Origin of the sequence: Pseudomonas sp. RGM 3321 (genome assembly GCF_022836805.1) — a bacterium.
GTDB lineage: Bacteria > Pseudomonadota > Gammaproteobacteria > Pseudomonadales > Pseudomonadaceae > Aquipseudomonas.
Genome location: NZ_JALHBH010000111.1, coordinates 62,379 through 84,115, shown reverse-complemented (window position 1 = coordinate 84,115; position 21,737 = coordinate 62,379). Strand labels below are relative to the sequence as shown.

The following is a 21,737-nucleotide window of genomic DNA, read 5'->3' as shown; positions in this document are numbered from 1 at the left end:
CAAAAAATGGTGTCCTTCGGGGCACCATTTTTTTTGCCCGCGCGCCGCCGATTAGCTGCCTTGAAGGGCTGGAGCAGGTACGATGTGCGTCTATTTGGATAAATGGCCGGGTTAATGAAATTCAAAGATCTAAGGGATTTCGTGCAGCAGCTTGAGCAGCGCGGAGAGTTGAAACGCATCCAGATGCCGATCTCGCCTGTGCTGGAAATGACTGAAATCTGCGACCGTACCTTGCGTGCCAAGGGCCCGGCCCTGCTGTTCGAAAAACCGGTCGGCTTTGATATTCCGGTGCTGGGCAACCTGTTCGGCACGCCCGAGCGCGTGTCCATGGGCATGGGCGCAGAGGCTGTCAGTGAGTTGCGTGAAATCGGCAAGCTGCTGGCGTTTCTGAAAGAACCCGAGCCGCCCAAGGGCCTGAAAGATGCCTGGTCCAAGCTGCCCATCTTCCGCAAAGTCATCGCCATGGCCCCCAAGGTGGTCAAGGATGCACCCTGCCAGGAGATCGTCATCGAAGGTGATGACGTCGATCTCGGCATGCTGCCCGTGCAAACCTGTTGGCCGGGCGACGTCGCACCGCTGATTACCTGGGGCCTGACGGTCACCAAGGGCCCAAACAAGGAGCGGCAGAACCTCGGCATCTACCGCCAGCAGGTCATTGGTCGCAACAAGATCATCATGCGCTGGCTCAGCCATCGTGGCGGCGCGCTGGACTTTCGCGACTGGTGCGCCAAGCATCCCGGCGAACCTTATCCAGTTGCCGTTGCGCTGGGTGCTGACCCGGCGACCATTCTCGGTGCCGTGACGCCAGTGCCGGACAGCCTGTCCGAATATGCCTTCGCCGGGCTGTTGCGTGGGTCGCGTACCGAACTGATCAAGTGCCGTGGCAGCAACCTGCAGGTGCCGGCCAGCGCCGAGATCGTGCTGGAGGGTGTGATTCATCCGGGCGAAATGGCCAACGAAGGGCCTTATGGCGACCACACCGGCTATTACAACGAAGTCGACAGCTTTCCGGTGTTGACCGTCGAGCGCATCACGCACCGTATCAAACCGATCTACCACAGCACCTACACCGGGCGCCCACCGGACGAGCCCGCCATTCTGGGTGTCGCGCTGAACGAAGTGTTCGTGCCGATTCTGCAAAAGCAGTTTCCGGAGATCGTCGATTTTTACCTGCCGCCTGAAGGCTGCTCCTATCGCATGGCGGTGGTGACCATCAAGAAACAGTACCCCGGTCATGCCAAGCGCGTGATGCTGGGGGTCTGGTCGTTCCTGCGCCAGTTCATGTACACCAAATTCGTGATCGTCACCGACGACGACATCAATGCACGTGACTGGAATGACGTGATCTGGGCCATCACCACCCGCATGGACCCCAAGCGCGACACGGTCATGATCGACAACACTCCCATCGATTACCTCGATTTTGCCTCCCCGGTGTCCGGCCTGGGATCAAAAATGGGCCTGGACGCCACTAACAAATGGCCAGGTGAGACCACGCGTGAATGGGGCAGGGCTATCGTCAAGGACGAAGCCACCACACGCCGGGTGGACGAGATCTGGACTCAGTTGGGAATAGACTGATGCGCGTAACCTTGCAGCCGTCAGGTGCGGTACTGGATACCCTGCCGGGCGAGCGGATTCTCGATGCTGCGCAGCGTCTGGGCTATGAATGCCCGCAGAGCTGTCGCAACGGTAACTGTCATATCTGCTCGGCCTTGCTGGTCGAGGGGCGGGTGATGCAGTCGGGTCAGACGCTTGATCACGGTGAGATTCATACGTGTGTAGCAGAGCCACTTGAAGATTGTGTTGTGCTCTGGGATGGCGTGCTGGCCAAGGGTGAGCTGCCGGTGCGCAGCTTTGCCTGTCAGGTGAGCGAGTGTGTCGAAATCGGTGGCGATGTCTGGCGGGTAGGCTTGCGCGCCCCGGCAGGCAAACCACCGCGTTATCACGCCGGGCAGTACCTGATGATCGAGCGGGAGAATGGCGAGAAGTCGGCGTTCTCCATCGCGTCGGCGCCACACAGCGGTCGCGACCTGGAACTGCACGTGCTGGCTCGTGAAGACAGTGCGCGCAGCCTGATCGAGCAGCTGCAACGCAATCGCATGGTACGGGTCGAGCTGCCCTTTGGCGACACCCACCTCGCCGAGCTGCCGGACGGGCCGCTGGTGCTGATCGCGGCCGGTACGGGCATGGCGCAAATGAACAGTTTGTTGGAACACTGTCGCTCCACAGGCTTCAGTCATCCTGTGCACCTGTATTGGGGCGTGCGTCGTCCCGAGGATTTCTACCAGGTCAGCCATTGGGATGAGTGGGCGAAACTGCCGAACCTGTTCCTGCACAAGGTCGTCAGCGACCTGTGCGGTTGGGAGGGGCGTTGCGGTCTGCTGCACGAGGCGGTTTGCGAGGACATCAAGGACCTGTCGGCCGTCCACGTCTACGCCAGCGGCTCTCCAGCAATGATCTACGGAACGCTGGACGCTCTGGTCGACGCCGGAATGGATGCCCATCAGATGCGCGCAGACGTATTCGCCTACGCACCGCGTCCGTAATGCCGGACTGACGGCTGCATGAGTGGAGTGTAAATTGCTTTAACTGATTACAACCGATGGCGACGCCTGTTCGTCGCCAGGCAAACTTTAGTAACGGCAGGCCCTTGGCCTGTGGCAACAACCGAACCACGACACCCTGATGCCGCTCAACCACGAGCGAGTCGGCGGGGCTCGGTAAAAACTGACAGTCAGACTGTCAGGGAGGCAAATGGAGAACCCAATCAACGAGTTGGCCGTTGCAGTGCATGACGGCCTTGGCCTGACGTACCCGCCCGTTATCGATATGGGCCCACAGCTTACCCGCGAGCAGTTGCTCGCATCCATGGACGCCACCATGCGTCTTCATAAAGGCGGCCCGGTCTGGCTGTTCGCCTACGGCTCGCTAATCTGGCGTCCCGAGTGCACTGCCGTAGAGAGCCAGCGCGGTCGCGTGCACGGTTATCACCGCGGGCTTTACCTTTGGTCGCACGAGCATCGCGGTACTCCGGAGGTGCCGGGTCTGGTATTCGGGCTGGATCGCGGCGGTTCATGCACCGGTTTTGCCTATCGCCTGCCGGATGAGTGCCTGGAGAAATCGCTGCTGGCCTTGTGGGAGCGCGAGATGCCATATCCCTCGTATCGCCCGCACTGGCTCAATTGCCGCCTTGAAGACGGCAGGAAGGTACAGGCGCTGGGCTTCGTACTGGAACGGCATTTGCCCAGCTACGCTGGCAACCTGCCCGACAGCGTGCTGAGCCAGGTGCTGGCCAGCGCCAGCGGGCGCTATGGAACCACTCGCGAGTACGTGGAACAGACGGCCAAGGCCCTGCGTAGCCACGCCATGCCAGACCTGAATCTGGAGGCGCGGCTCAAGCGCTGCAAGTCAGAGACCGCCTGACCGGCCTTTGGGTCAGTCCTTGGTATCGCGCGAGGTACTGGCGACCTGTTTGTGCCGCAGCGTCGGCGCAAGGAACACCATCGCCAGAATGCACGCGCCGATCAGCAGCACAAAGCCGCCGTCCCAGCCGAAGTGGTCGACCGTGTAGCCCATCGCAGCACTCGCCGCGACCGACCCGCCCAAATAGCCGAACAGCCCGGTAAAGCCGGCTGCCGTGCCCGCTGCCTTTTTCGGTGCCAGTTCCAGCGCCTGTAGGCCGATCAGCATGACCGGGCCGTAGATCAGGAAACCGATAGACACCAGCGCGATCATGTCGACGGTCGGGTTGCCTTCAGGGTTCAGCCAATACACCAGCGTGGCAATGGTCACCAGAAACATGAACACCATGCCGGTCAGGCCGCGATTACCCTTGAAGATCTTGTCCGACATCCAGCCGCACAGCAGCGTGCCCGGAATACCTGCCCACTCGTAAAGAAAATAGGCCCATGAGGTCTTGTCGACCGTGAAGTGTTTGGCTTCTTTCAGGTAGGTCGGTGCCCAGTCCAGCACGCCGTAGCGCAGCAGATAAACGAACACATTGGCCATCGCGATGTACCACAGGAGCTTGTTGCGCAGCACGTACTTGACGAAGATTTCCCGGGCGCTGAATTCCTCTTCGTGGCTGGCATCGTAGCCTTCCGGGTAATCGTTCTTGTAGTGCTCGATAGGCGGCAGGCCCACCGATTGCGGTGTGTCACGCATGGTGGCGAAAGCAAAGACCGCGACCAGCAGCGCAACCGCCGCCGGCACGTAGAACGCCGCATGCCAGTCGTTGGTCCAGCCCATGCCGAGCAGGAACAGCGGGCCGATCAGGCCGCCGCCGACGTTGTGCGCCACGTTCCACACCGACACCACGCCGCCGCGCTCTTTCTGCGACCACCAGTGGACCATCGTCCGCCCGCTCGGCGGCCAGCCCATGCCCTGTGCCCAGCCATTGATGAACAGCAGGACGAACATGATCGTGACACTGGACGTCGCCCACGGCGCGAAGCCGAAGATGAACATGATCCCCGCAGAGACCAGCAGGCCGAACGGCAGGAAGTAACGCGGGTTGGAGCGATCCGAAACGATGCCCATGAGGAATTTCGACAAGCCGTAGGCAATCGCAATGGCAGACATCGCCATGCCCAGCTGGCCACGCGTATAGCCTTCGTCGATCAGATACGGCATCGCCAGCGAGAAATTCTTGCGCAGCAGGTAGTAACCCGCGTAACCGATAAAGATGCCTGCGAAGATCTGCCAGCGCAGACGGCGATAGGTACTGTCGACCTTTTCTTCGGGAAGGGGTGCCTGATGCCTGGCAGGGCGGAAAAACCCAAACATGGAGAAGCTCCTGATTATTGTTGTTTTTGCGAATGCGAATATTACATTTTCATTACAGAAAAAAGCAGTGCCTTCGGGCTGATTCCTTGTAGGAAATGCAGGCGATCGGCTGTTCTTTTACGAACATTGCGCAAATGTTTAAAGGTGTTTCAAGTATTTGGGATGGGTCCTACAGGCGTATCGGAAGTCGTGTGCTGACTGATATGTCGGCAGGTTCTTACCATCGTCATCACTGCGCCCTGGAGGTGCACCACGACGATGAGCCCCTACAACAATGAGAATGACCGCGTTCATGATTGCCGCATCACTGGCCCCTCACGTAGGCGCTGCAGAGCCATTTCTGGTGCCGATATACACGCCGACACCGGTTTTTCCGCCTGAGCTGGTCAAGACCCGCTACGCAGGCAAGGTCCGCGCCCAGCTGTGGATCAAATCCGACGGGCAGGTTCGTGAAGCCAAGGCTATCGAGAGTGGGCATCCGCAGCTCGCCGCAGCAGTGGAGCAGGCACTCCGCCAATGGCGCTATAGACCCTGGGTCGGAACAGTCGGCGCGCCGCCCATGACCACGATTACCGTGCCCGTCATTTTTGGTTCCCACGGCTATCGGCGCTTCAATACCGAAGTGACCGTGGGCCTGGGCAACATCCGCTGCGGCTACCTGAACGACGAAGTGAAATCCGCCCGCCAGGACTATCCCAAGGAACCGCTGAGCAAGGTCGACGTGTTCTGGCACACCGGGCAGGCACTGTTCGGCAGCCATGTTGCCCACCTGCGTAGCGAGCCGCAACGCCAGGTCTTGCTTGAGCAACTGGGCGCCGCGATACCGATGATGGTCAGCAATTGCCGAAGCAATCCCGATCGTCTGTATGGCGACTATCTGCCAGCGCCGATCAAGGCGTTGATGGTCGGGTTGGCCGAGCAAGCGGAGGGCGGCGAATGAGCCGCGTGCTGGGTTGCATGATGATTACAGGGTTGCTTTGGGCGGGGGGAGCACAGGCGTTGCCGTCGTATCCGGTGCCGTTGCATATGCCTGAGCCGGGCTATCCGACATCAATGCTTCGTTCCTCCGTAAAACGCAGTGTCAGCATCAGGGTTTTCATTCAGGCCGATGGAGGCGTGCGCTTCCTGGAAGTGCTGGGGGCGCCCGATCCGAGGCTCATCAGCCTGACCCGAAGTGCTGTCGAACAGTGGGTCTTCGAACCTTGGCAGCCGCCGGCCTCTCACCCCGAGGGCGAAGCAGTTACGGTCACGTTCAATTTCACAGGGCGGCCACATGTCAACCCGCCGCTGACAGCCAATGTCGAGCTGAAGCAGGTGTTGTGCTGGCAGCTGAATACGGAAATGTTCGAGGGACGCAAATGGCGCAAGGACGTCAAGCCGGATGCGCTGATGCGCACAGAACTGTACCTGTCGAGCAGTCCGGTCGTAGAGCAGTTTCTCACTCTGGACGAGCGTCAGGCCCTGGTTCTTGAGCTGCTGGAAGCGACGCCGGGTATTGTCGCTCAATGCCAAAAAAATCCGATGCGCAGGTATGTTGATTATTTGCCGGAGAATGTGAGGAAGGCGTTGTAAGGGAGGGCGCGTTAGCGAAATGCGGGGACCAAAGCATTATTGCCTTGGTCCCCGCACTGTTGGTGAGCGGTTAGTGAGTCGCGCTCATATTTTGAATCGCTTCAAGCTGACTCATATCGAACGCCCCGTGAGCGCTGATCGTATTCGAGAAGTCGGTGATCGCGATTTCGATAGTGCCCCTCAGCACCTTGATCGCATTATCGATTTCTCGCGACGCCTCAGGCCCGAACGTCATCTCTATCGCTCGGTTGGATTCGGCCTCTTTAGCGCGAGCTTCCTCGGCGTTGCGTAGGGCCAATGCGTGCTCGGCTTCTTCGACCTGACGCTGTGCAAGCTGGAACGCTGCCTCTATAGCTCGCTGCTGCGCAGCATGTTCTTCCGCGAGTCGGCGAGCCGCCTCTTCCGCCTCGGCTCGCGCGCGCGCTTCTTCTTCGGCTTGGCGTTGTGCGGCTTCTTGGGCCATGCGCTCTGCGTGTTGGCGACCAAGTTCTAATAGCCGAGTAAGTAAGTCTTCGATGCTGCGTTTGAAATTCTCTAGGAACAGGATACTTTCCATGAAGAATCTGGCTTCGGCAATTAAATCCATACGGCCGTCACCAGGAAGAGTTCGTAGGTGTGCGCTCATTTCCATATCTTCTTTGGTTGAGCGTTGGTCACCCCAAAGTGTATGGGCATACTCGATATTGATCGGCTGCAGGGGCGCTCGTTTACTATTTATCAGATAGTTGACGGCATGTATGTGTTTGTCGGTTATTTCGATATAATTCATCCCGCTCCAGTCGCCGACGTAAGCCGCAATCTCGGCTTGCAGAAAACCAGGTAATTGCCGTAGGTGATGATGTAGTTCTTCCATGGATGATTTCCTTTTTATAGTGTTTGAACTATTAGTTTGTGGAGTACTTAACTTTTGAATCCAGGCTTGCCATTTTTAGCTCGCCATTCTTTAATTTCTTTCATAACCCCTGCGGCGCTATCCTCTCTGCCTTCGAGCGGGTAATACAGGAGGTCCGATTTTTCCGGATGCTCTGTCACTTCTGTAATGTGGTCGACAAGGCTGTTCACGTACTCTTCGGCATCTTCTCTCGTTTCGCTTACGCCAGTGAAAAGCTCACTTAGAATTTCCATGAACTCAGCTTCGGTGTAATCGCTCAGTTTGGATTTCAGTTTCATTGGTTACTCCTGTGAGTCTGGATGTGGTCTTTAGGGGTCATAATTATAAGGTTGTCCAGATCATAAACTGATCCCCCTTCACTGACCCGGTGTTTGTGATGGATTTCATATTTCACGCGCTTGCCGACTCGATCTGCTAGCGGGGCACGAGGTGCACGTTTGTTTGATAGCTCCTGAAGGTTTAACTCTCCAAGATGTCCGCTCAACTCCGGGTCTTTTGATACCTCTAACCAGATCGCTTCCCTTAACTTGGCAAAGCTTGCGAATGGTCGCCCACTCAGCTTTTCCGCAACACTGGAAGGAATCGGCGCTGGTTGGCTTGCCGTCGGCCCTCTCAGCCAGGTAGCTGTCACCGCCTCGCCATGCCCACTCGCAACCCCCGGAATCGACCTCGGGTCCTTGAACAGCAGGTAGCTATTCGGCAGCCCTGAATCAATCGGCGATATGAGAATGTAATCATCAGGATCATCTCGATCAATCGCCGGGTAAGCTTCAAGCTCGGGTACAAAAGGTGTTACCACGTTGCCTGGATTTACCGGCAAAGCGGGTGGTCCTGCGGGTGAGCTTGTCGAGCTGTCCGCCGGTCGTGCTATTGGCGTCCATATCAGTGCCGGTGTCGATTCCCCGTCACGGATAAACTCGTAGGAATTGTTCTGTGCGTTATAGGTGAAAGTTCTTACGCGAACCTTGGTACCAACTTTCACACCGTCCGTAGCTACCCAGCGTGCAGCGCCGCTTGTGCCAGCTTCATCGGATGTCAGTCGATGAGGGACATCCAGCGTGCCCTTGACGCTGGCAAGGTAGTGCAGATCGATATGCGGCGGCAGGTTGAGCTGCGACAGAGGTGTGGCGATAACGGCGGGCGGCAGTTCTGCGTCGCCCAACGGTTGTGGATACATCGCCAGCAACGTAACCAGATTGCTGCCCAATGTTCTGGTCGCAATCCTGATGAGTTGATCCTTCGCGATGTTGGTCGCAACGGTTCTGATGCCTGGTGCTGCGGTGGTGGTTGACGCGGGGGCAATAACTGACCACAACTTGTCGATGCCAGCGGCCTGTCGTGCTTCCTGACTCGCCGGTTTATTGGCCAGCGACAGTTCAGCATGGCGCATGGAAAGCGCTGCTGATTGTTCATTGAGCAGCGTGACCGACTCGGCAAGAAGCTTTGCTTCGTAGGTTTGAGATAAAGCGTTTACCCACGCTTCATGGGCCTGCTGCACACGTGGCGGATCCCCCTGGCTGTAGTGCACCAGATAGTTCAGGTGGTCTTTTGGTGTTGCATGATCAAGTTCTTGGCCAGTGAGACCAAGAGCCTGAGCGCGACGCTCTTCTAGTAGCGACTTTTTGGATTCAATTAAATAATTTATCCTCGCCTTTTCCTGAAGTATCAGGTCGCGAATTTGTTGTTCGTTTGAGTGGTCGACATTATGATCGAGCTTCGACGCTATTTCTTCCAGAATAGAATTCGGCAGCCTTCCAGATGTCTGCGAATAGTTTTGTGCCAATCCAGATTGTAAAGATGGATAGGCATTTGTCAGCGTTTCAAGAGCCTGTCTATGGGCCTGATCTATTTCGGTCTGCGCACGTACTTGCGCTTCAATGCGTGCTCGTTCTGCAGCTTCTGTCTGAGCTCTTGCCTGAGCCGCTGCATGTTCTGTAGCCTGGCGCTCTGCCTGCGCTTGAGCTTCAGCATATGCTTGAGCCTGCGCTGCTTGCTGTTGTGCTCGCGCACGCAAACGCCTTCGTCTACGTTTACTGCTGGAAGCTCCAGTATTAGTGAACCCTCCTCCAAAAAAACCGGTATTTTGAGGCTTGGGTGAGCTTCCGTGGCTTATGTTTACGGTTCCGCTTGTTTGGTCATGTAATATATTTGTTTGTCGCTTTTTTCGTGTGGCCATACAGTTCTCCTTGTCTGTATGGCTATGTTGTTTTAGTCCTCAAGGGTTAGTGATATACATATATATTATGTTGCCTGGTTTTTTGGTTGGTTGGATGATTTCGTTGGTGTGGTGCCTGTTACGATAACCACCTTCCCCACAGCCCTGCGCCCACCCAACAAATCAATCGCCTCCCCAGCCCTTTCCAGCGGATAAACCGTCGACACCAGTGGCTTCAACTTCCCTTCCTCAAACCACGCAAACAGCTGCTTGAAGTTCGCCGCGTTGTCCTGCGGTTGCCTCTGCGCAAACGACCCCCAGAACACGCCGACCACTGAAGCGCCTTTGAGCAGGGTCAGGTTGACGGGCAGTTCCGGAATGCGGCCGCTGGCGAAGCCGACGACCAGCAGGCGACCGTTCCAGGCGATGGCGCGGATGGCCTGGTCGAAGAGGTCGCCGCCGACCGGGTCGTAGATCACGTCGGCGCCGTTGCCGTTGGTGAGACGTTTTACTTCGTCCTTGAGGCTGGTTTCGCTGTAATTGATCAGTTCGTCCGCGCCTGCGTTTCTGGCGACTTCAAGTTTTTCTGCGCTGCTGGCGGCGGCGATGACGCGGGCGCCGAGGGCTTTGCCGATTTCCACGGCGGCCAGGCCGACACCGCCGGATGCGCCGAGCACCAGCAGGGTTTCGCCGGGTTGCAGGTTGGCGCGTTGTTTGAGGGCGTGCATGGAGGTGCCGTAAGTCATGCTGAATGCAGCGGCGGTGGTGAATTCCATGCTCTGCGGGATCGGCAGCACGTTGTAGTGAGGCACGGCGACCTGTTCGGCAAAGCTGCCCCAGCCGGTGAGCGCCATGACGCGGTCGCCGGGTTTCAGGTGGCTGACGTTTTCCCCGACGGCCGCTATCACGCCTGCGGCCTCGCCACCCGGTGAGAAAGGGAAGGGTGGTTTGAACTGGTATTTGCCTTCTATGATCAATGTGTCGGGGAAGTTGACCCCGGCAGCGTGCACATCAAGGAGGATTTCGTTCTTTTTGATTTCGGGGCTGGGCGTATCTTCGAGCGCCAGCGTGCTGGCCGGACCGAAGGCTTTGCATAACAGGGCTTTCATTAGGCTATTCCTTTTTCGGTAATGGCCGATAAAGTGAGTTAAGTGGGTTCTCGGGTCAACAAGCATGGCCCGGCCTGATAAGCACACATAAGCTGTAAGCTACGTGGCAAACCGTATTAAGGAGTGGACTGTGAAAGCGTGGATTCTGGTATTGCTGGCCTTGTCATTGCCTGTCATGGCGCAAGAGGAAGCCAAGGAAGAAGGCGGCCCGCCCAAAGCGGCCTATGTCTCGCTGACGCCACCGTTCGTGGGCAACTACGCGCTGGATGGCGGCCCTAAGCTGCGCGTCTACAAGGCTGACATCGCGTTGCGTGTAACGGGTGCCGATGCCGAGGCGGCGGTGAAACGCAATGACGCCTTGATCCGTAATCAACTGGTGTCGTTGTTCACTCAGCAGACGGTTGATTCCATGAGCAGTGCCGAGGCGAAGGAAAACATTCGTCAGGAAGCGCTCAAGCAGGTGCAGCGCGTCATGAACGATGAAGAAGGCAAGCCGATTGTCGAAGACTTGCTGTTCAATAACTTCATCGTTCAATAACGCTTGTCAGCGCAGTGCCAGGATCGCCGCCCATTGTTCGGCGGTAACGGGCATCACTGAAAGCCGACTGCCTTTTTGCACCAGAGGCAGTTGCTCCAGCTGGCTTTGTTGTTTCAGATAACCGAGCCCCAGCACGCTCTTGAAGATATCCACAAACTCGACGTCTATGGCACTCCACGGGTTTTTATCCGCGGTGGCCTTGGCGTCGTGATAGTGGCTGTCGGGGTCCAGTGCAGTGGGGTCTGGATAAGCGGCCTTGGCGATTTTGCCGATGCCGGCGATTCCTGGCTCCGGGCAACTGGAGTGGTAGAAAAAGAATTCGTCGCCCTCTGCCATGCTCCTCAGAAAATTACGCGCCTGATAGTTGCGCACCCCGTCCCAGCGAGCGTTACCTAATCTTTGCAGGTCGCTGATCGAGAATTCATCAGGCTCGGACTTCATCAGCCAATAGGCCATTGTGCTCACTCCACAGACAAAAGGTTCACGGTGTTTCGAACAGTTTGATGACAAACCGACAATCGGTTCACGCCACTATTTGCGTACTGGTTCACGTTACCGCAAAATGCCGCCCTTCAAAGTTCCACGCTGTTGCACGGCCTACACAAAACCGATGCTGACATCGTATTGATTTGCCTAAGGAGGGCAGTCAATGAAACGCAAGCCTGATTTACTCTGGATTCTGGTTATTCTGTTTGGCTTGGGTGTTGTGACAACCGGTTATGCACAGAGCTTGTGGTTCACCAAGGATGACGCTCCCGTCGAGATCACTCAGCAGCAGCAAAAAGTCCCCGGCAGGCATTGAGCCCTGCTTGTACTCTGATTGTTGATGGCCTTGTTGGCTGAACGATCAGAGTGTCTGCGTCACATACCAGCCTTTATCCGATAGCGTGCCTTGCAGCGGCACATCCCAACTGGCCTGCGCCAGTCGATCCACTTTCTGACATTCGTGAGCCAGCCCGAGTAGAACCGGTTTGCGCCAGGTCTTTCTGCGCGCCAGGTACGCCAGGCTGCGGTCGTAGAAACCTCCGCCCATGCCCAGGCGACCGCCTTCGTCATCGAAACCTACCAACGGCATCAGAATCAGGTCGAGCGCCCAGATAGTGCGCTGCTTTGCCCGGTCAATGCGCGGCTCGGGGATGCGGAAGCGATTGGGGATGAATTTCTCGCCGGGACGCACGCGCTGAAAAACCATGCGCGTGCGCGGCCATGCATTGAGCACCGGCAGGTAAGTGGCCTTGCCACGTCGTTGTGCTTCACGCATCAACAGCTGCGGGTCGATCTCGCCATCCATCGGCAGGTACAGCGAAACATGCCGGGCACGTCGAAACAGCGGATGCTGCGCCAATTGGCGGTAAACATCGCGAGCTGCTGCGCGTTGCTGGCTGCGACTCAACGCCCTGCGTGCCTTGCGTAGCTGGCGGCGCAGTTGCGGACGGGTGAGCGATTGAGCGCTGATCATGAGCAGAAGGTCATGCAGGCTGATCCGGGAAGGAGGTTGAAGCCGGAGCGGGGTCGTCGTTGCCAGACAACAGGGCTGGCAACTAACCGAATATGGACTCCCCGACGAACCGCTGTCGGTTTAGCCCTTGAACCCGAAAGTTCAAGGTGGAGATTGCAGGAGGTTTTAAGGCTTTCCGTCGAGCGGACATGCACACCAACCCCAACGTGCAACCCCCGTGGTTGTGCGTATCGGCTCAGGGACATGACCGACTGGCAAGCACTCCAGGGAGCAGCGCGAGTATACAGAAATGCCCCGCAATAATCAGCCCCGAGTTGAATCCGGTGTGCCGGGCGTATCTGTGGCCAGCACCAGATCGACCTTGTCGAGCAGATCGCGGACCTGTTCGCGAGTCGAACCGCTGGTCTGTACGTCAGGCAAATGTTCTTTATGCAGCAGGTCGTGAGTGATGTTGAGCGCGGCCATCACGGCGATGCGATCGGCGCCGATGACTTTGCCGCTGCTGCGGATTTCACGCATCTTGCCGTCCAGATAACGGGCGGCGCTGACCAGGTTGGTGCGCTCTTCCTGAGGGCAGATAATCGAGTATTCCTTGTCGAGGATCTGAACGGTAACGCTGTTGCCATTGCTCATGAGTCTTGCTCCAGGGCTTTGAGGCGCGAAATCATTGACTCGACCTTCTGCCGGGCGATTTCGTTTTTTTCAATGAGTTGGGCGCGTTCCTCGCGCCAGGTCTTTTCCTGAGCTAATAGGAGTGCATTTTGGCCTTTAAGTTGCTCGGCATACTTCAGGAGCAGCTCCACACGTTTCATCAGCGCTTGCAGGTCGGTGTCTTCCATTGTTTTCCACTGAATACTTTCTGATGAATGGCAGGGGAGGCGATGCTTGTGCTCAAGCTCGATCCGCCGTCCGGGTGATCTTGTCGCGCGGATAGTCTAGGATACAAGGCCTTCATTCTAGACATTGCGCCGTTTGGCGACTAGCTACCCATGCCCATTCAGAATTCTCCGTACAAAGCGTTCGCCACTCTGCTTAACAGTGGCGGTCACCAGGTATCCCCTGCCGAGCTGCATGGCCTGCTGCTGGGGCGCAGTTGCGCAGGTGCCGGTTTCGATAACGAAGGCTGGTTTGCCGATGCTTCGGTGCTGCTGGAAACCGAGCCGCAAGACAATATCCGCCAGGCGCTTATCGGCTTGCAAGAGATGGTCAAGGGCGAACTCACCGGTGACGACATGACCGTCGTGCTGTTGCTGCCGGGCGACGAAGAGCCGCTGACCGAGCGTGCTGCCGCGCTGGGCCAATGGTGTCAGGGGTTTCTGGCAGGCTTCGGTCTGGCCATTGGCGACAAGACCCTGGGCACCGAAGCCAAGGATGTTCTTGAGGATCTGGCGGCCATTGCCCAGGTGCAGGACGCACTGGACGAGTCCGAAGACGGCGAGACCGACTATATGGAAGTCATGGAATACATGCGCGTAGCGCCATTGTTGCTGTTCACCGAATTCAACGAGCCCGCTGCGCCGCAACCCAAGCCTTCTCTGCACTGATTGCCCATCACTGCGACACCGGCCCGTACTGACGATAGTGCGGGCCGGTGGACTCCATCAGGACTCCTGCTGCCCATGATTCAGATCCCGAAGTCCGAATACGCCCGCCGCCGCAAGGCTCTGATGGCTCAGATGGAGCCGGACAGCATTGCCATCCTGCCCGCTGCTGCGGTTGCCATTCGCAATCGTGATGTCGAGCATGTCTACCGGCAGGACAGTGACTTTCAGTACCTGAGCGGTTTTCCCGAGCCTGAAGCGGTGGTGGTGCTGATTCCCGGACGCGAATATGGCGAGTACGTCTTGTTCTGCCGTGAACGCAATCCCGAGCGCGAATTGTGGGACGGCCTGCGCGCCGGACAGGAGGGCGCGATCCGGGATTTCGGTGCGGACGATGCATTCCCGATCAACGACATCGACGAAATTCTGCCGGGCCTCATCGAAGGCCGTGACCGGGTGTATTCGGCGATGGGCAGCAACCCTGAATTCGACCGGCACCTGATGGACTGGATCAACGTGATCCGCTCCAAGGCGCACCTCGGTGCCCAGCCTCCCAAGGAATTCGTCGCGCTGGATCATCTGTTGCACGACATGCGCCTGTACAAATCGGCAGCGGAAGTCAAAGTCATGCGTAGCGCGGCGGACATCTCTGCGCGGGCTCACGTGCGCGCGATGCAGGCCTGTCGCGCAGGCCTGCACGAGTTCAGTCTGGAAGCCGAGCTGGATTACGAATTTCGCAGGGGCGGTTCGAAGATGCCTGCCTACGGCTCGATCGTGGCCTCGGGGCGCAACGGTTGCATCCTGCATTACCAGCAGAACGACGCCGTTCTCAAGGATGGCGATCTGGTGTTGATCGATGCGGGCTGCGAAATCGACTGCTATGCCAGCGACATCACCCGGACGTTTCCGGTGAGCGGCAAGTTTTCTCCCGAACAAAAAGCCATCTACGAGCTGGTGCTCAGGTCTCAGTATGCGGCTTTCGAGGCCATCGGCCCCGACAAGCACTGGAACCAGGCGCACGAAGCGACGGTCAAGGTGATTACCGCAGGGCTGGTCGAGCTGGGTTTGCTGCGAGGCGACGTCGATCAGTTGATCGAGAGCGAGGCCTACAAGATGTTTTACATGCACCGTGCCGGTCACTGGCTGGGCATGGATGTACACGACGTCGGTGAATACAAGGTCGGCGGCGAGTGGCGTGTACTGGAGGTCGGCATGACGCTGACTGTTGAACCCGGGATCTACATATCCCCCGACAATCTGGACGTCGCGAAGAAATGGCGAGGTATTGGTGTGCGAATCGAAGACGACGTGGTTGTAACCAGGCAGGGCTGTGAAATCCTGTCCGGTGGCGTGCCCAAGACAGTCGCCGAGATCGAGGCGCTGATGGCGGCTGCAAAGGCACAGATCGTATGAGCCGCTTTAATATCGCCATCGTCGGCGGCGGATTGGTGGGTGCAAGTCTCGCGCTTTCACTGCAGGCCGGTGCCAGGGCACGCGGCTGGAAAATCGTGCTCATCGAACCCTTTGCGCCGGGTGAAGCCTGGCAGCCCAGCTACGATGCGCGCTCTTCGGCGCTGTCGTTTGGCGCGCGGCGGATCTATGAACGGCTTGGCCTCTGGCAGCAGATATCCCGACGCGCCGAGCCGATTCTGCAAATTCAGGTCTCGGACCGTGGGCGCTTCGGCGCTACCCGTTTGTCTGCGATCGAAGAGGGTGTTCCGGCGCTCGGCTACGTAGTCGAGAACGCCTGGCTCGGTCAGGCACTGTGGGCGGGGCTGGATCGTGATGTCGTCAGTTGGCGTGTGCCGGCCGAGGTCAGGCACATGCAGCCGCTGGCCGATGGTTATCGCCTGAGCCTCAGTGATGAAACCGAACTGGATTGTGATCTTGCCGTGCTGGCCGATGGCGGACGTTCCAGTCTGCGTGAGCAATTGGGCATCGGTGTGCGGCAGCGGCCCTATGATCAAAGTGCGCTGATTGCCAATATCACGCCAAGCGAAGCGCATTGCGGGCAGGCGTTCGAGCGTTTCACCGATGACGGGCCGATGGCGTTGTTGCCGTTGCCGGAAAACCGCTGTGCGCTGGTCTGGACGCGTCCAGGCAACGACACCCAGCGTCTTGCCGAGCTGGATGACCGTAGCTTTCTTGAAGAACTGCAGGGTGTGTTTGGTTATCGTCTGGGCACACTGCGTCAGGTCGGTGCGCGACATGTCTATCCGTTGGCACTGGTCGAGGCCGAAGAGCAGGTGCGGTCGCATCTGGTGATTCTGGGGAATGCAGCGCACAGCCTGCATCCAATCGCCGGGCAGGGTTTCAACCTTTCCCTGCGCGACGCCGATGCGCTGGCCGAGACGCTGCTGGAAAGCCAGGCACCGCTCGGTGATTTGCAGACCCTGCAGCGCTACCGTGAGCGTCAGCGCCAGGATCAGCAACTGACTGTGGGGTTCTCCGACAAGGTGACACGCCTGTTCGGCAGCACGCAGTCTGCGGTCGCGACCGGGCGTAACCTCGGTTTGCTGGGCCTGGACCTGTTGCCAGCCGCCAAGCGCTGGTTTGCCCGTCAGGCGATGGGCCTGGGGACTCGATCGGATGTGTGAATCACACACTTTAAACACACGGCTTCGGCCGCAAGCGAGAACGGTTTGACCATGGAAACGCGCGCAGATGTGCTCATTGTCGGAGCCGGAATGGTCGGCAGCGCCCTTGCTCTGGCGTTGCAGGGCAGCGGTCTTGATGTGCTGGTGGTCGACGGTGGGCCGCTGAGCGTCAAACCCTTTGATCAACACTCGGCTTTCGAGCCACGGGTCAGTGCCTTGTCGACGGCCAGTCAGCGAATTCTTCAGCGGCTGGGCGTATGGGAAGGCATCGCGGCCCGTCGCATCAGCCCGTACGCGCACATGCAAGTCTGGGATGGCAGCGGCACCGGGCAGATCCACTTCTCTGCCTCCAGCGTGCACGCTGATGTGCTGGGCCATATCGTCGAGAATCGTGTGGTGCAGGATGCGTTGCTCGACCGCCTGCATGACAGCGACATCGGCTTACTGGCCAATGCGCGGCTTGAGCAGATGCGCCACTCCGGAGATGACTGGCTGCTGACCCTGGCCGACGGTCGCCAGTTGCGCGCACCGCTGGTGGTGGCGGCCGATGGTGCCAATTCCGCCGTGCGCCGCCTGACTGAAACGCCGACCCGTGAGTGGGATTACCTGCATCACGCCATCGTCACCAGTGTGCGTACCGCTGATTCCCACAGGAAAACTGCCTGGCAGCGTTTTACCGACGACGGCCCCTTGGCTTTTCTGCCTCTGGAGCGCGAGGGCGAGGGCGAGCACTGGTGCTCTATTGTCTGGTCAGTGACACCGGCTGAAGCCGAGCGCCTGATGGTGCTGGAAGATGACTTGTTCTGTCGTGAACTGGAGCAGGCATTCGAGGGCCGTCTGGGTCAGGTACTGTCAGCCGATGAGCGCGTGTGTGTGCCACTGCGTCAGCGTCACGCCAAGCGTTACGTTGCCAGGGGGTTGGCGCTGATTGGCGATGCAGCGCACACCATTCACCCGCTGGCCGGGCAGGGCGTGAACCTCGGCTTTCTCGACGCCGCCGTGCTGGCGCAAGTCCTGACCCACGCTGCCGGGCGTGGCGAACGCTGGTCTGACCTGCGTGTGCTGGGCCGCTACGAGCGTCGTCGCATGCCGCACAACCTGGCATTGATGGCCGCAATGGAAGGCTTCGAACGGCTGTTTCAGGCCAACCAATTGCCACTGCGCTGGTTGCGTAATACCGGTTTGAAAATGGTCAACCGGATGCCCGAAGCCAAGGCACTGTTCGTGCGCGAAGCGTTAGGGTTGTCGGGAGATTTGCCTGAGCTGGCGCGGATTGAGCCGACCACTACCCTATAGCGTCGGATGCGGAGCGTGGGCACGATAGTTGATGATCGTTCCTCATGCTCAGCGCACCAATCCGTTGCGATACTGCCCCGGTGTCAGTCCGGTCCAGCGTTTGAAGGCGCGGCTCAGGCTGGTTGTGTCGGTAAAGCCCAGCAGGTAGGCGATTTCGCTCAGCGAGCTTTGCGGGTCGTTCATGTGCAGCAATGCCAGGTTCTGGCGGCATTGATTGAGCAGCAGGTCGTAACAGCAGCCTTCGTCGGCCAGATGGCGTTGCAAACTGCGCGTGCTCAGGTGCAGGGCTTCGGCGATGGTTTTTGCGGTGGGCTCGCCATCCGGCAGAAGGGTTTCGATGGCCGAGCGCACGCGCTGTTCCCAGATCAGCGAAGGTAACGGATCGCCCCTGGATTCCTGCCCGTTTACCTGTACCGGGCCGTCATCCAGGTGGCTGTCGAACTGATCGCCGCCAAATTCCAGCAAGTTCTCCTGCGCCGCAAACATTACCGGCGAGCGGAACAGATCCTGCCAAGGCTGTGGATTATCAGGTGCGGGACGTCGCAGATGCACCGCCAGCGGCGCGTAGCCTCTGCCTAACCGGTTGCGGCAGGTACGCACATAAATGGCGGCGAATGCATCCAGCAACTCATGAGCGGGCAATTGACACGATTTCGGCGTGCCGAAGCGGAATTCATAGCGCTCGCCCACCGTTCTGAAGTCCAGCTCCAGAGAGTCCTCGGCCATTGAGCGGTAACGTACGATGCGCTCGAAAACCTCACGCAGTGAACCGCTGGCCACCAGCGTATAGCCCAGCGCGTGGAACGACGTGGGGCTGACAAAGCGCGAGACACGCAAACCCAGGGTTGGATCGAGGCAGGCCTGTACCGCGCGCTGCCAGAGTGCGGCGGTGATGTCTGAGGGAAACTGTGCTCCGGGATCATCCAGCATATTCGGATCTATGCCCGCGCTCTGGCACAACACGTTGCTATCCACGCCCAAGGCATCGAGCTGCTTGCGCAGTGCAGGGGTCCAACTGGCGAGACTGCTTGGCTCAGGCATGTGGACGCCTCTCCCTGACATGAGGTGATTCAGCGTCGGGCTGTGCCGACAAGGTTTCACGGGGGCATTTCCCTTGCCTGACGCCGTGACCAAGAATGAAAGCTTTTGTGACAGTTGTGCAAGTCTTTAGATGCGTTTCTTGCCATCGGACGGCAATCGCCACGCTCGGGAGAGCGTCGGGCAGCGCTGAATAGGTCAAAGCGGACTATGAACACGCTTCGATCAAGCGGTTGTCGTATAACAAAAAATCAGAGCCTTCCCAGTAAACCTCCGCTAACCCTTTTTCAGCGGAGGCCTGGCGTTTATGTCATTTGACACTGGCATGGCAAATGACTATAAATGCGCCATGTTGTACGACAACCTAAGACTTGCAAAAAATTACAACCACAAAAATAATTCAAAGAGTAACAAGTCCATGACCAGTCTGATTTCTCAGGCAATAAAAAAGTTCATATCCCCCGTTTTGTCGACTTTTTCGCATGATTATCGGCGAACTCCCTCGATAATCTTGCCTGAAAAGCCCGTAACCTGAAGTTACATAAAACCAGCCGCCTCACGGTCATGGCCGCGGGACGCTCATCGCCAATCTAAAAATAAACGGGGTGAAGAGATGAAAATAAAAGGCATTCGGTGGTGGATGGTGGGGCTGGTAACAGCTGGCCTGGTTGTCAACTACCTTGCACGCAACACGCTGTCCGTCGCAGCGCCGACGCTCATGAGCGAGCTGAGCATTTCCACCGAGCAATACGCGCACATCGTCGTCGCCTGGCAGCTGTGCTACGCCATCATGCAGCCGGTGGCGGGCTACATCATCGACGCCATCGGCACCAAGATGGGCTTTGCGATTTTCGCCATTGCCTGGTCTGCTGCCTGCGCTGCCGCAGCGTTCGCGACGGGCTGGCAGAGCCTGGCCATCTTCCGTGGCATGCTCGGGCTGACCGAAGCGGCGGGCCTGCCTGCAGGCGTCAAAGCCACGACCGAATGGTTTCCAGCCAAGGAGCGTTCAGTCGCCATCGGCTGGTTCAACATCGGCTCGTCGTTCGGCGCATTGCTTGCGCCCCCGCTGGTGGTCTGGGCCATCCTGCAAAGCGGCTGGGAGCTGGCGTTTCTGATTGTCGGTGGTCTTGGCATCGTGTGGAGCGGGCTATGGCTGCTGTTGTACAAGCACCCGCGGGACCAGAAGCGTCTGGGCGACGCCGAGCGTGACTACATCCTCAGCGGCCAGGAATCGCGCCTCAAGGATGCACCTGCCCAGAGAGGCAGCTGGAAACGCCTGTTCAAGAACCGCAATTTCTACGCTATCGCTTCGGCACGCATCCTGTCCGAGCCAGCCTGGCAAACCTTCAACGCGTGGATCCCGCTGTACCTGATGACCGAGCGGCACATGAACATCAAGGAAGTTGCGATGTTCGCCTGGCTGCCGTTTCTGGCGGCTGATATCGGCTGTGTCCTGGGTGGCTACCTGAGCCCGCTGTTTCACAAATACTGCAAGGTTTCGCTGTTCACATCCCGCAAGATGGTCATGCTGTTCGGCTGCTCATTCATGATCGGCCCGGCCTGTATCGGACTGGTCGAAAGCCCTTACACCGCTATCGCATTGCTGTGCATCGGTGGTTTCGCGCACCAGACGCTGTCGGGCGCACTGTACTCGATCACCTCGGATTCGTTCGGCAAAAACGAGGTTGCCACGGCGACTGGCATGGGCGGTATGTTCGGTTTTTTGGGCGCTGCAGCGTTCACCATGGTGTTCGGTGTGCTGGTCACCAAAATCGGCTACAGCCCACTGTTCGTGGTACTGGCGATTTTCGATATCGTCGCCGCCATTGTGGTGTGGACCGTTGCCCGCGAAGTGCCGCAGAACGACGAGACCGTGGCGCTGAGCATTGGCGACTCGGGTTCTCGAACTGTTCCCGCAACCTGAGGCCGTCGTAATCCTGTAACGAAGCGCGGATATTCTCTGCTCTGAAAGTGATTTTTTATTAGAGGCCGTTCCTCGAAGGCAGGGGGCGGCTTCTTTTTTTTGCCTGATAGCTGATATTCGTTTTAGGAATTAATAAATAGCTTCTTATTCCTTAGCGAATATATCTTCCATCCCTATACTCGTCTCATGAACGCATACATGCAGGAGGCGAATCCATGCATAACGAGTCGATCCGGTATCTGATCGTGCCAGGCTGGCAAGGGTCGCCTGATGATCATTGGCAGACCCACTGGCAAAACAGCCTGCCCAACAGCACGCGCGTGGAACAGGCCGACTGGCTCAAACCACGCCGTGAGGACTGGGTGGGCGAGTTGCAACGCACGATTGCAGCACACAGCACGCCGGTGATCCTGATCGCTCACAGCCTGGGTTGCGTGACGGTCGCGCACTGGGCTCGACTCGCGCCGCTGGAAACCTTGCGTCAGGTGCAGGGCGCACTGCTGGTGGCACCGGCCGACGTCGAGCGTCCGAATTGCCCGCCTGCATTGCGTAATTTCGCGCCGATCCCTACTGATCTATTGCCGTTTCCGACGCAGATCGTCAGCTCTGACAACGACCCTGCGGTCAGCTCCCAGCGTGCCATGGAGATGGCGCGTCATTGGGGCGCCGAGCTAGGTTTTCTGAGTCAGGCCGGGCATATCAACGTCAAGTCTGGCCATCAACGCTGGGAGCAGGGCTTCGCTTACCTGTACCGGCTGCAAAATCGTCTGGAGCAGCATGCGCGTCGGCGCGCATGAGCGGCAGCTTGTTTATCGACCCAACGGGTCC

At 58.3% G+C, this 21,737-nt stretch carries 23 protein-coding genes and 1 other RNA gene; 13 read left to right on the top strand and 11 right to left on the bottom strand.

Translation table 11 applies throughout. The features are described 5' to 3' along the window. Positions 1–114 precede the first annotated feature (114 nt). The 3 genes from ubiD to RGM3321_RS15185 all read left to right on the top strand — a co-directional run bounded on the left by ubiD (position 115) and on the right by RGM3321_RS15185 (position 3,426). Positions 115–1,581 (top strand): 4-hydroxy-3-polyprenylbenzoate decarboxylase, encoded by a 1,467-nt coding sequence (gene ubiD, locus RGM3321_RS15195; protein ID WP_244393740.1) that lies wholly within the window; start codon positions 115–117, stop codon positions 1,579–1,581. Further along, on the top strand, positions 1,581–2,549 hold the full coding sequence (locus RGM3321_RS15190) for a CDP-6-deoxy-delta-3,4-glucoseen reductase (protein ID WP_244393739.1): 969 nt from the start codon (positions 1,581–1,583) through the stop codon (positions 2,547–2,549). The genes ubiD and RGM3321_RS15190 overlap by 1 nt, the downstream gene beginning before the upstream one ends. A gap of 208 nt (positions 2,550–2,757) precedes the next feature. Further along, the gene (locus tag RGM3321_RS15185; protein ID WP_244393737.1) at positions 2,758–3,426 is read left to right on the top strand and encodes a gamma-glutamylcyclotransferase; all 669 of its coding nucleotides are present in this window, start codon (positions 2,758–2,760) and stop codon (positions 3,424–3,426) included. Positions 3,427–3,438: 12 nt separating this feature from the next. On the opposite strand, the gene glpT is transcribed toward RGM3321_RS15185, so the two are convergent. Then, positions 3,439–4,788 carry a glycerol-3-phosphate transporter gene (gene glpT, locus RGM3321_RS15180; protein WP_244393736.1) on the bottom strand — a complete coding sequence of 450 codons (1,350 nt, stop codon included), beginning with the start codon at positions 4,786–4,788 and terminating at the stop codon, positions 3,439–3,441. A 292-nt stretch (positions 4,789–5,080) separates the two neighbouring features. Here glpT and RGM3321_RS15175 point away from each other — a divergent pair, with 292 nt between their 5' ends. Next, positions 5,081–5,728: an energy transducer TonB gene (locus tag RGM3321_RS15175; protein ID WP_244393734.1), complete on the top strand. Its 648-nt coding sequence runs from the start codon at positions 5,081–5,083 to the stop codon at positions 5,726–5,728. Continuing rightward, positions 5,725–6,360 carry a hypothetical protein gene (locus RGM3321_RS15170; protein WP_003432260.1) on the top strand — a complete coding sequence of 212 codons (636 nt, stop codon included), beginning with the start codon at positions 5,725–5,727 and terminating at the stop codon, positions 6,358–6,360. Before RGM3321_RS15175 ends, RGM3321_RS15170 begins: the two co-directional genes overlap by 4 nt. Before the next feature lie 70 nt (positions 6,361–6,430). Here RGM3321_RS15170 and RGM3321_RS15165 read toward each other — a convergent pair whose 3' ends face one another. From RGM3321_RS15165 to RGM3321_RS15150, 4 genes are all read right to left on the bottom strand, one after another. Continuing rightward, on the bottom strand, positions 6,431–7,213 hold the full coding sequence (locus RGM3321_RS15165) for a hypothetical protein (protein WP_244393733.1): 783 nt from the start codon (positions 7,211–7,213) through the stop codon (positions 6,431–6,433). A gap of 47 nt (positions 7,214–7,260) precedes the next feature. Continuing rightward, positions 7,261–7,530, bottom strand: coding sequence for a bacteriocin immunity protein (locus RGM3321_RS15160; RefSeq protein ID WP_010413539.1), 270 nt, complete (start codon positions 7,528–7,530; stop codon positions 7,261–7,263). Beyond that, complete coding sequence (locus RGM3321_RS15155) at positions 7,527–9,428, bottom strand: S-type pyocin domain-containing protein (protein ID WP_244393732.1); 1,902 nt, start codon at positions 9,426–9,428, stop codon at positions 7,527–7,529. The genes RGM3321_RS15160 and RGM3321_RS15155 overlap by 4 nt, the downstream gene beginning before the upstream one ends. A gap of 65 nt (positions 9,429–9,493) precedes the next feature. Next, positions 9,494–10,516 (bottom strand): NADPH:quinone oxidoreductase family protein, encoded by a 1,023-nt coding sequence (locus tag RGM3321_RS15150; protein ID WP_244393803.1) that lies wholly within the window; start codon positions 10,514–10,516, stop codon positions 9,494–9,496. A 130-nt stretch (positions 10,517–10,646) separates the two neighbouring features. On the opposite strand from RGM3321_RS15150, the gene RGM3321_RS15145 reads away from it, so the two are divergent. Continuing rightward, complete coding sequence (locus RGM3321_RS15145) at positions 10,647–11,054, top strand: flagellar basal body-associated protein FliL (RefSeq protein ID WP_002551568.1); 408 nt, start codon at positions 10,647–10,649, stop codon at positions 11,052–11,054. Positions 11,055–11,060: 6 nt separating this feature from the next. Here the strand turns inward: RGM3321_RS15145 and RGM3321_RS15140 are convergent, their stop codons facing one another. After that, positions 11,061–11,510, bottom strand: coding sequence for an EVE domain-containing protein (locus RGM3321_RS15140; RefSeq protein WP_244393731.1), 450 nt, complete (start codon positions 11,508–11,510; stop codon positions 11,061–11,063). Between the two features lie 193 nt (positions 11,511–11,703). Here RGM3321_RS15140 and RGM3321_RS15135 point away from each other — a divergent pair, with 193 nt between their 5' ends. After that, positions 11,704–11,856, top strand: a complete 153-nt coding sequence (locus RGM3321_RS15135) for a hypothetical protein (protein ID WP_244393730.1) — start codon at positions 11,704–11,706, stop codon at positions 11,854–11,856. A gap of 45 nt (positions 11,857–11,901) precedes the next feature. Here the strand turns inward: RGM3321_RS15135 and RGM3321_RS15130 are convergent, their stop codons facing one another. From RGM3321_RS15130 to RGM3321_RS15115, 4 genes are all read right to left on the bottom strand, one after another. Then, positions 11,902–12,513 (bottom strand): 5-formyltetrahydrofolate cyclo-ligase, encoded by a 612-nt coding sequence (locus RGM3321_RS15130; protein WP_244393729.1) that lies wholly within the window; start codon positions 12,511–12,513, stop codon positions 11,902–11,904. A gap of 94 nt (positions 12,514–12,607) precedes the next feature. Then, positions 12,608–12,786, bottom strand: a non-coding RNA gene (gene ssrS / locus RGM3321_RS15125) — 6S RNA. A 30-nt stretch (positions 12,787–12,816) separates the two neighbouring features. Then, positions 12,817–13,146 carry a cell division protein ZapA gene (locus RGM3321_RS15120; protein WP_003317331.1) on the bottom strand — a complete coding sequence of 110 codons (330 nt, stop codon included), beginning with the start codon at positions 13,144–13,146 and terminating at the stop codon, positions 12,817–12,819. Then, a complete protein-coding gene (locus RGM3321_RS15115; protein ID WP_002551573.1) occupies positions 13,143–13,352 on the bottom strand; it encodes a TIGR02449 family protein in 210 nt (69 codons plus the stop codon). Before RGM3321_RS15115 ends, RGM3321_RS15120 begins: the two co-directional genes overlap by 4 nt. Positions 13,353–13,502: 150 nt before the next feature. Between RGM3321_RS15115 and RGM3321_RS15110 the strand changes: the two genes are divergently transcribed. From RGM3321_RS15110 to RGM3321_RS15095, 4 genes are all read left to right on the top strand, one after another. Beyond that, a complete protein-coding gene (locus RGM3321_RS15110; RefSeq protein WP_005734812.1) occupies positions 13,503–14,057 on the top strand; it encodes a YecA family protein in 555 nt (184 codons plus the stop codon). Positions 14,058–14,132: 75 nt separating this feature from the next. Continuing rightward, on the top strand, positions 14,133–15,467 hold the full coding sequence (gene pepP, locus RGM3321_RS15105) for a Xaa-Pro aminopeptidase (RefSeq protein ID WP_244393728.1): 1,335 nt from the start codon (positions 14,133–14,135) through the stop codon (positions 15,465–15,467). Then, positions 15,464–16,651, top strand: a complete 1,188-nt coding sequence (ubiH, locus tag RGM3321_RS15100; RefSeq protein WP_244393727.1) for a 2-octaprenyl-6-methoxyphenyl hydroxylase — start codon at positions 15,464–15,466, stop codon at positions 16,649–16,651. The genes pepP and ubiH overlap by 4 nt, the downstream gene beginning before the upstream one ends. A 51-nt stretch (positions 16,652–16,702) precedes the next feature. Continuing rightward, positions 16,703–17,947 (top strand): 2-octaprenyl-3-methyl-6-methoxy-1,4-benzoquinol hydroxylase, encoded by a 1,245-nt coding sequence (locus RGM3321_RS15095; protein WP_244393726.1) that lies wholly within the window; start codon positions 16,703–16,705, stop codon positions 17,945–17,947. Positions 17,948–17,995: 48 nt separating this feature from the next. Here the strand turns inward: RGM3321_RS15095 and RGM3321_RS15090 are convergent, their stop codons facing one another. Further along, on the bottom strand, positions 17,996–18,988 hold the full coding sequence (locus RGM3321_RS15090) for an AraC family transcriptional regulator (protein WP_244393725.1): 993 nt from the start codon (positions 18,986–18,988) through the stop codon (positions 17,996–17,998). Positions 18,989–19,625: 637 nt separating this feature from the next. On the opposite strand from RGM3321_RS15090, the gene RGM3321_RS15085 reads away from it, so the two are divergent. Continuing rightward, positions 19,626–20,909, top strand: coding sequence for an MFS transporter (locus RGM3321_RS15085; protein ID WP_244393802.1), 1,284 nt, complete (start codon positions 19,626–19,628; stop codon positions 20,907–20,909). Between the two features lie 215 nt (positions 20,910–21,124). Beyond that, the gene (locus tag RGM3321_RS15080) at positions 21,125–21,706 is read left to right on the top strand and encodes an alpha/beta hydrolase (protein ID WP_244393724.1); all 582 of its coding nucleotides are present in this window, start codon (positions 21,125–21,127) and stop codon (positions 21,704–21,706) included. The last annotated feature ends 31 nt before the right edge of the window (positions 21,707–21,737 follow it).